This window comes from Sutterella seckii (assembly GCF_009183815.1).
Lineage (GTDB): Bacteria > Pseudomonadota > Gammaproteobacteria > Burkholderiales > Burkholderiaceae_F > Sutterella > Sutterella seckii.
Genome location: NZ_WEHX01000095.1, coordinates 1 through 9005, shown reverse-complemented (window position 1 = coordinate 9005; position 9005 = coordinate 1). Strand labels below are relative to the sequence as shown.

9 protein-coding genes are annotated in these 9005 nt (G+C 60.2%); 5 read left to right on the top strand and 4 right to left on the bottom strand.

Annotated features, from left to right (window positions below; genetic code table 11):
• Window positions 1–113: 113 nt before the first annotated feature.
• Both ybaK and ispH read right to left on the bottom strand, forming a co-directional pair.
• A complete protein-coding gene (gene ybaK / locus GBM95_RS10070) occupies window positions 114–605 on the bottom strand; it encodes a Cys-tRNA(Pro) deacylase (RefSeq protein ID WP_139688696.1) in 492 nt (163 codons plus the stop codon).
• 131 nt (window positions 606–736) lie between these two features.
• Window positions 737–1705 (bottom strand): 4-hydroxy-3-methylbut-2-enyl diphosphate reductase, encoded by a 969-nt coding sequence (gene ispH / locus GBM95_RS10065; protein WP_152158973.1) that lies wholly within the window; start codon window positions 1703–1705, stop codon window positions 737–739.
• Between the two features lie 296 nt (window positions 1706–2001).
• Here ispH and rpmB point away from each other — a divergent pair, with 296 nt between their 5' ends.
• Window positions 2002–2235, top strand: coding sequence for a 50S ribosomal protein L28 (gene rpmB / locus GBM95_RS10060; protein WP_139688698.1), 234 nt, complete (start codon window positions 2002–2004; stop codon window positions 2233–2235).
• A gap of 15 nt (window positions 2236–2250) precedes the next feature.
• On the top strand, window positions 2251–2418 hold the full coding sequence (rpmG, locus tag GBM95_RS10055; RefSeq protein ID WP_139688699.1) for a 50S ribosomal protein L33: 168 nt from the start codon (window positions 2251–2253) through the stop codon (window positions 2416–2418).
• A gap of 519 nt (window positions 2419–2937) precedes the next feature.
• Here rpmG and GBM95_RS10050 read toward each other — a convergent pair.
• Together GBM95_RS10050 and tsaD are read right to left on the bottom strand one after the other, a co-directional pair.
• Complete coding sequence (locus GBM95_RS10050; protein ID WP_152158972.1) at window positions 2938–4290, bottom strand: MFS transporter; 1353 nt, start codon at window positions 4288–4290, stop codon at window positions 2938–2940.
• A 321-nt stretch (window positions 4291–4611) separates the two neighbouring features.
• Complete coding sequence (gene tsaD / locus GBM95_RS10045) at window positions 4612–5676, bottom strand: tRNA (adenosine(37)-N6)-threonylcarbamoyltransferase complex transferase subunit TsaD (protein WP_152158971.1); 1065 nt, start codon at window positions 5674–5676, stop codon at window positions 4612–4614.
• A gap of 233 nt (window positions 5677–5909) precedes the next feature.
• Here tsaD and rpsU point away from each other — a divergent pair, with 233 nt between their 5' ends.
• The 3 genes from rpsU to dnaG form a co-directional block, all read left to right on the top strand.
• Complete coding sequence (gene rpsU / locus GBM95_RS10040) at window positions 5910–6122, top strand: 30S ribosomal protein S21 (RefSeq protein ID WP_139688702.1); 213 nt, start codon at window positions 5910–5912, stop codon at window positions 6120–6122.
• 67 nt (window positions 6123–6189) lie between these two features.
• On the top strand, window positions 6190–6642 hold the full coding sequence (locus GBM95_RS10035) for a GatB/YqeY domain-containing protein (RefSeq protein WP_193222658.1): 453 nt from the start codon (window positions 6190–6192) through the stop codon (window positions 6640–6642).
• Window positions 6643–6881: 239 nt separating this feature from the next.
• Window positions 6882–9005: DNA primase (dnaG, locus tag GBM95_RS10030; protein WP_152158969.1), on the top strand; the 2124-nt coding region annotated here is incomplete at its 3' end.

Genomic DNA, 9005 nt, shown 5'->3' with positions numbered 1-9005 from the left:
GTTAAGCCTTGATACTAGGAACCGCCGTATACGGAACCGTACGTACGGTGGTGTGGGAGGACGGCATGGGAACTAATCCCATGCCTCCTACCCGATTTTAGGAATAAACGGACTTATTCCGGATTTGCGCAGTGCACCGGCTTGGCGCCGAGCACGTCGGTCAGAACCTTCGGGTCGATGCCGACCTGATAGCCGCGGCGGCCGCCGTTGATGAAGATGTGGTCGAGCTCGAGGATCGTATCCTCAACATAGACGGGCATCTTCTTCTTCGTGCCGAAGGGAGAGGTGCCGCCCACAAAGTAGCCCGAATTCCTCTGCGCCTGTTCGGGCTTGCAGGGAGCAACGTGCTTCACGCCGATCTGGCGGGCGAGATTCTTGGTAGAGACCTCGCAGTCGCCGTGCATGAGAATGATGAGGGGCTTCTTGTTCTCGTCCTCCATCACGAGCGTCTTGATGACGTGGTGATGATCGAGCCCGCAGGCGGAAGCGGCAAGCGCCGTGCCGCCGTGCTCGACGTATTCGTACGATTTTTCTTCAAAGGGAATCTTGTGTTCCTTGAGCCACTGCGTCGCGGGCGTAAGGCTCTGGTGCTGAGACTTTGACATCGGCATTCACCTCAACTCAAAAGCTTTGGACGGCCGGCTTCAGGCCGGCCCGTAATAATTTGCGGGTTAATACTAGCCTCTTCGGAGCAGGTCAGACGAGGGATCGCGGTGGTGCGTCAGAGGCGGCGAGGTTATTTACCCGACTTCTCGGCCTGGGCGGCTTCAAGATCGCTTTCCCAGAGGCCCTTCGGCAGCGGGAAGGCGACGCTTTCCTCTTCGCCCTCGAGCGTGCGGACTTCCGTAGCGCCCGCATGTTCCCTCAGCCAGTCGACAACGCCCTGAACGAGGCTTTCGGGAGCAGAGGCGCCCGCAGTGAGGCCGACGCATTTGACGTCCTTCAGCCACGCGGGATCGACGTGTTCAGCGGAGTCGACGAGCCAGGCGCGCACGCCGGCGCGTTCCGCGACTTCGCGCAGGCGGTTGGAATTCGAACTCGTGGCGGAGCCGATGACGAGAACCGCGTCGACGCCCGCCTCAGCGAGCTTCTTCACGGCGACCTGGCGGTTCTGCGTTGCGTAGCAGATGTCCTGGCGCTTGGGTTCGTGAATGTGCGGGTAGCGCGCCTTGAGCGCCTCAATCACGTCGCGGCTGTCGTCTGCGCTGATGGTGGTCTGCGTCACGTAGGCGAGCGTGTCGGCGTCCGTGTAGGGGAGCTTCGCCACGTCGGCGGGCTTTTCAATGAGGCGGATGCCGTCCTCGACCTGACCCATGGTGCCTTCGACCTCCGGATGGCCGGCGTGGCCGATCATGAGGATGGTGCGGCCTTCGCGGCGCATGCGTCCTACTTCCTTATGCACCTTGGTGACGAGTGGGCAGGTTGCGTCAAAGACGCGCAGCCCGCGCTCCTCGGCTTCCCGGGCAACGGCCTTCGGAACGCCGTGAGCGGAAAAGACGACCGTCGCGCCCTCCGGCACGTCGGAAAGGTTGTCGACGAAGACGGCGCCCCGGGCGCGGAGGCTTTCGACGACCGTGCGGTTGTGCACGATTTCGTGACGAACATATATTGGAGCGCCGTAAATGGCGAGCGCTCTTTCTACAATGGCGATGGCACGCGTGACGCCGGCGCAGAAACCGCGCGGCTGAGCAAGAAGAACCTGCATGAGAAAGCCTTTGAAATGGAGTCTGAGGCAACAGATTAAAGAAAAACGGTCTTTTTCGCACACATCACGCGCGGACTCGAGTACAATTCGCTCCCTGTCATATTCTCCGCGCCGCCGGGAACCCTGTACTGACACTGTGGGGGGCCAAGCCGCGACGCGCCGATTCAACGGCGCCGATGCAGGTGGCGACGCATCCGGAGAGTGACTAGTTTTAACTTTTTATTGCGCTCGTTTGGCACAGCATTCCTTCAAAAGATGCTCAGCGCCTGCGAGACGTATTTTCTTTGGAGTTAAAGATGGCACGAGTGTGTCAAGTCACCGGTAAGGCGCCGATGGTCGGCCATCAGGTCTCGCACGCGAATAACAAGACCAAGCGTCGCTTTATGCCGAATCTGCAGTATCGCCGTTTCTGGGTTGAGAGCGAAAACCGCTGGGTTCGTCTTCGTCTGACGAATGCGGGCCTGCGTACGGTCGATAAGGTTGGCATTGATGCTGTTCTCGCGGATCTTCGCGCCCGCGGCGAAATCTAATTAAGGAGTTTCACCATGGCGAAAAGCGCTCGCGATAAGATCAAGCTCGAGTCCACGGCTGGCACGGGTCATTTCTATACCACGACCAAGAACCGCAAGACTCAGTCTGGCAAGATGGAAATCTCCAAGTACGATCCGGTTGCCCGCAAGCACGTGATCTACAAGGAAACGAAGCTCAAGTAATTCCCGCTTGAGTTCTGTTCCGGTCCGCGCATGCTGAAAGGCATGCGGCAGGACGGCCGCAGAAAGCCCGGTGCAGTTTATTCGGCATCGGGCTTTGCTGTATCTGGATCCTGTGAAAGTCATGATCGCTCTTGTTCCGGGAAGCGGCACTGCACGTGATGTCCGCAGAGAAGTGCAGAGACGCCGTTGCCGCCTCCTCCAGGCCGTCAAAAGAAATCCCCGCAAAGGATGGATTCAGCGATTGGAAGCATGCAGAGCGCTTTTGCCGCGGTGTTTGCCGCGAACCGCAGCGAACACGATTGAGCAGAAGCAGCGGAGGAGCTCCAACGGGCAGAGCGAAGTGATGCGCAGAGCAGTCAGAGTCTGACGATATTGTTCGGAACGATGATTGATCGACGCCTTGCGGTTCCTCGATTCGGGCTTCCTGCGGGGTGACGGATACGAAAAAAGCCGCATTCCCATCCGATGTGGATGGAAACGCGGCTTTTCTTTTGGAAGCTTCAGAGCTTCAGCGAACCATTACATTGCACCCGAAAGCGCAGTGTTGGTATTCGTATTGCCGTTCCCGTAGACGCGCTTCATTGCAACGGCGCAGCCGATTGCCATGAGGCCGAGGACGACGACGTAGAAGCCGAGGCCGAGGCTGCCGATCGAATCAGGATGAAGCTTGCCGTAGGTGTGAAGCGCAAAGCAGAGCTGCGGAGTCACGGCGCCGGAAAGCGCATAGCTGATGTTGTAGGCGAACGAGATGCCGGAGAAGCGGATGCGGGCCGGGAAGACGTCCGACATGAAGATCGGGCAGAAGTTGTAAAGACCGGCGAAGAAGCAGGTCGCAACGTACCAGAAGGCGACGTACGCGGTGTTGGGTTCAGCCGTATAGAGGTTGTGGCAGAAGAGGAGCGCGGAGGCGGCGAAGCCGATCGCGTACCAGGTGCAGAGGCGAGCCGGGCTCAGGTGATCGGCAAGGATGCCCGAGAGGACGCACGAGGCGACGATCGAGACAATGCCGGCCATCTGCAGGTAGGTCGTTTCAACCGGCGTGAACTTGAGAAGTCCGCCCGTGAAGCCAGGCATCATCAGAATGAAGATGACGATGCAGCCCGTGAGGACCCAGGTGATCACGAAGGAGAGGTAGACGCCGAAACGGGAGGTGCGGAGCACTTCAGCAAGCGGGAACTTGGCAAGCGCCTTGCTCTCGCGCATCTTCTTGAAGACCGGCGTTTCCTGAAGGAAGCGGCGGAGGTAGATCGAGATCAGGCCGAAGATGCCGCCGAGCACGAAGGGAACGCGCCACGCCCAGTCGGAGAGCTCCGCCTGCGTGTAGATCGTGTTCATCACGAGGGCGACGATGGCGCCCAGGAGAATGCCGCCCGTCACGCAGGCCGTCAGAATGCCGATGAACTTGTTCTTGTGACCCTGCGGTGCATGTTCCTGAATGAAGACCCAGGCGCCGGGAAGCTCGCCGCCAATCGCGATGCCCTGGCAGATTCGAACGAGTATGAGGAAGATCGGCGCAGCATAACCAATCGTTTCATAGGTAGGAATCACCGCCAGAGAGAAGGTCGGAATGACCATCAGGGCGATTGAAAGCATGAACATGTTCTTGCGGCCGAACTTGTCGCCGAAGTGCGCCATGACGACGCCGCCGAGCGGACGGGCAAGATAGCCGGCGGCAAAGGTGCCGTAGGTGTTGAGGAGCGCCCAGAATTCACCGATTCCTGACGGGAAGAAATGCTGGGAAATAATCTTCGCAAAGAAGAAGACGATGATGAAGTCGTAAAACTCGAGGATGCCCCCGAGGGACGATAGTCCGAGCGTCTTTACTTCCTCCCGGGAGAGAGACGCTGAAGAAGTTTGCTGCTGCGTTTCCATTTTTTATGTAAAGGATGTGGATTTTCAAATCTATCTCTTCGGTTTACCAAAGAGATATGAAAGGAGAAACTGCCCTTTCACGGAAAGTATCCTAATCATCTCGTCAGTCTTTGGAGTACTCCAAACCCCTAAGGTAAACGAGATTAGTAATCGTTTGGAGGTGTGCGCGCACAACATCTGTGCCGTTTCTCAACAAGATTGAGCAGAAGCGCTTAGTTCTGGGTCGTTCGTGTTTACGGAGCAGAAAAAGAAAAACGCCCGGATTCCGTGAGGAACGCCGTGCGTTTTGAAGCGGGAGCGGGGGAGAAGCGGAGCGCTCGCTCAGACCGTCAGCGCTTCAGGCACCTGAGCCTTGGGAAGGCTTTCAAGCGGCCAGCGGGGGCGCACGCCGAAGGAAAGCGTCTCAACGAGCGCATCCCGTTCTTCCTGCGTCATGGATTCGAGACGCGCGATGCCGGCGGCGGCAATCATGGCGCCGTTGTCAGTGCAGAGGCGCATGGGCGGGAAGTAGATCTTCCCGCGGCGGCGCTCCACTTCCTGCGTGAGCCGCTCGCGGAGCTGCCGGTTGGCGGAGACGCCCCCCGCAACGACGACGTGGTTGAGGCGCGTCATCTTGATGGCGCGCACGAGCTTCGCGGCGAGAACGTCGACGAGCGCGTCGACGAACCCGCGGGCAAGGTTGGCCCGGAAGACTTCATCCTTCGGGTCCGGGGCGTTCGTTACCGCCGTGAGGACCGAGGTCTTGAGGCCCGAGAAGCTCATCATGAGGTTGGGCGCATGAATCATCGGGCGCGCGAGCTCAATCGCGCCGGGCGTTCCCTTCTCGGCGAGGGCAGAGACGGCGGGGCCGCCCGGATAGGGGAGGCCGAGGAGCTGAGCGGTCTTGTCGAAGGCTTCGCCCGCGGCGTCGTCAAGCGTTTCGCCTAAGAGTTCGTAGGAACCGAAGGATTCCACCCGGAGAATCTGCGTGTGGCCGCCCGAAACGAGGAGCGCGAGGAAGGGGAATTGAGGCGCGGGCTTCGCAAGCCGCGCGGCGAGGAGGTGCCCTTCGAGGTGATGGACGCCCACGACCGGGATCCCGAGCGCAAAGCCCATGGCGTGCGCCACGGCATTCCCGGCAAGAAGGGCGCCCGCAAGACCCGGGCCTTCCGTGACGGCAATTGCCGTGATGTCGCGGCGGGTCTTTCCCGCCTTGGCGAGAACTTCATCGGTAAGCGCAACAACGCGCCGGATGTGATCGCGGCTCGCGAGCTCGGGCACCACGCCGCCGTAGGCGCGGTGCATGTCTATCTGGGTGTGGAGCGCATCGGCAAGGAGCCCTTCCGTATCGGAAATGAGGGCGGCGCCGGTTTCGTCGCAGGATGATTCAATACCAAGAACTAGCATAGTGGGCGTCATTCTAATTAAAGGAGAGCCCGGGGACCGCCTCTTCGGACCGGCAAAAAGAGAGGCGTGAGGCGAAGCGCGCAAAAACGCAGAAAAAAATTGCCTTCGGGCGTTGAAGTATGCATGCGCTTTATGAGAAAATTCGCGCTTCGTACTCGGCCGCATCTTGCCCCGGAACCAGACGCGTGCCCGAGTTTTTCATACATTTCCGGGTCATCACAACCAGGTGTCGAATGCCTACTATTCGCGTTAAAGAGAACGAACCCTTCGAAGTCGCCATGCGTCGCTTCAAGCGCACCATCGAGAAGTCCGGTCTTCTGACCGAGCTCCGTGCGCGTGAATTCTACGAAAAGCCCACCGCTGAACGTAAGCGCAAGAAGGCGGCTGCCGTCAAGCGCCACTACAAGCGTCTGCGCAGCATGATGCTCCCGAAGAAGCTCTACTAATTGCTTCTCTTTGGCCTTCCGGATGGTCCGGAACGGCTTTCAGAAATAATCTGATATCGCTCGAAGGATGGTGATGATTAAAGACAGAATCCGCGAAGATATGAAGGCCGCTATGCGTTCGCATGATGCCGACCGTCTGAGCACGATTCGTCTCCTTCTCGCTGCGATCAAGCAGCGGGAAATCGATGAAAAGATCGATGCGACGGACGATCAGGTGATGGAAATCATCACCAAGATGGTCAAGCAGCGCCGCGACTCGGTCGAACAGTATCGCGCTGGCGGCCGTGAGGACCTCGCCGGCAAGGAACAGAATGAAATCGAAGTGCTCTCGGGATATCTTCCCAAGCAGCTCTCGGATGACGAAGTCATCGCGATTATCGATGAAGCTGTTGCTGCCGCAGGCGTCACGGGCATGGCCGGCATGGGCAAGGTGATGGGCGCCGTAAAGGCGAAGGTCACCGGCCGCGCCGATCTCGGCAAGGTCTCCGCCCTGGTGAAGGCCCGCCTCACCGCGAAGTAATCGCTGTTCGGCTCTGCTTCAGGCCGCAGGCATCGGGAAGCTGAAAGCACCGGATGCCGATGAGGCCGAAAGCTTCATATCGCCGCAGAGCTCTCCGGAAAGATTGAGGGCGCTGCGGAATGAAGGAAGACCCCGGAGTCACTCTTCGGGGTTTTTCTTTTGCATGCTGAGAATTTTTCCCTCAGAATTCGATTCGGCATTTCTGCCGGGTCCGACTTCTATTTTTCCCTGCGCATTCCATGATTCCTGAGGGCTTCATTACGAGTCTCCTTGACCGCGCCGACATCGTCGACGTGGTGGGCCGCTACGTGACCCTCAAGAAGGGCGGACGCAACTTCATGGCGTGCTGTCCCTTCCACAAGGAAAAGACGCCGTCCTTTTCGGTAAGCCCCTCGAAGCAGATCTTCAAGTGCTTCGGCTGCGGCAAGGCGGGCAATGCCATCGGCTTCCTGATGGACATTGAGCGCCTCGACTTCCCGGATGCCGTAAGGCGCCTCGCGGAAATCTACGGCATGGAAGTGCCCGAGGACCGCACGCCCGGAAGACAGGAAGCGAGGAAGAAAGCCCGCGCGCTTTCCGACTTCATGAAGGAAGCGGCGGACTACTACACGTCCTGCCTCAGGAATTCCACAAAGGCGATCGACTACCTGAAGGCCCGCGAAATTTCGGGCGAAACGGCGGAACGCTTCGGCCTCGGCTATTCGCCCGACGGCTGGCACGGACTTGAAGCCGTTTTTCCCGGCGACCGCTACAAGGCGCAGGAGCTTCTCACCACCGGACTCGTGCTCGAAAAGAACGGCCGGCGCTACGACGCCTTCCGCGACCGCATCATGTTCCCGATCCGCTCTCCCAAGGGGACGGTCATCGGGTTCGGCGCCCGCACGATGAAGGGGGACGAGCAGCCCAAATACCTCAACAGCCCCGAGACCCCCATCTACCACAAGGGAAGCGAACTCTACGGGCTTTATGAGGGGCGGGCGGCGATCGTCGAAAAGGGGCGCGCCATCGTCTGCGAGGGCTACATGGACGTGATCCAGCTCTCGCAGGCCGGGTTCCGCGAAGCCGTGGCGGCTCTGGGCACCTCCATCACGCCCGAGCACGTGAAGAAGCTCTTCAAGCTTTCCGACTCCGTCTACTTTTCCTTCGACGGCGACAGCGCCGGCAGAAAGGCGGCAAAGCGCGCGCTCGACGCGGCCCTTCCCGTCATCAGCGACGACCAGGCGGCGCACTTCGTGCTTCTGCCTCCGGAGCACGATCCCGACAGCCTCATCAAGGCCGAGGGGCCGGAGGCTTATGAGCGCGAGATGGAGAAGTCGCTTCCTCTCACCGTATTTCTGAAGAGCATTCTCGTCGAAGGTAAGGAGCTCATTTACGCCGAGGAGCGCGCGAAGCTCGTGGCTCAGGCGAAGCCCCTCATTCTTTCGATGAAGAGCGCTCCGGTGCTGAAGCTCTCCCTCATGAAGGAGATTGCGGCGCTTGCGCGCCTGCAGCTCGAGGATCTCGAAAGAGAGTGGGGCGTGGCGACCGAAAGAAAGACGGTGGAGCGCCCGTCTTCTGCACCCTTCCCGCGTCCGGGCGGCCCGTATCCGGGGCGCTTCGGCGGCTGGGACGCGCGCTTTGACTGGAGGCGCCGTCCGGCGCCCGAGCCGAGAATCGGCGTCCAGGACGTGCGCGACCGCATGCTGCAGTGCTTTCTTGCCTATCCGCAGCTTCTCGGAGAATTCAGCGCTCAGATTGAAGACGAATTCGTCATGAGTCCGAGCCCCGCAGCCAACCGGATCGTTGAGGTCTGGCGGGCAGCCGCGGGCGAGGATGACGGGGAGCCGATGTCGCCTGCCGCCCTTCTGATGCGGCTCTCGGAATCTCCGGATGCCGCGCGCTACGAGTCCCTTCTTGCGGGCGAGCTCACGCTCGATACGCCGGAGGAAGGCGCACGGCTCGAACTGCGCCGCGCTTTTCTTGAACTCGAACTCGAGCGCGTCAAGGCGCGCGAGCTCGTGCTCGGAAGTTCCGGCGCCGCGATTGAGGAGCTGAGGCGCCTCAAGTGCCGCCGCACGGAATTGATGAAGCTCATTGAGAAGGCGGTCGCGGACGAGCGCGTCTATCGCCGCGAGCAGGAGGACGTCTCCCGCACGCGCGAATTTGCCAAAAACGAATTGGGTGAAGGCGCAACGGCTCTCTCCGACAACCCCAAGGTGCGCGCCATCCAGGAGCTCCTCTTCGGAAAAATGCGCGCCGGGAAGCCGGAGCCGAAAAAACTTCCGGCTTCGTCCCCGGCCGCAGCGCCGGCTGTCGCCCCTCCCTCTGCCTCTCCATTCGGGGCGCCGCCGTCGCCCTTCGGGAATCCCCCGGCGCCTGCTCAG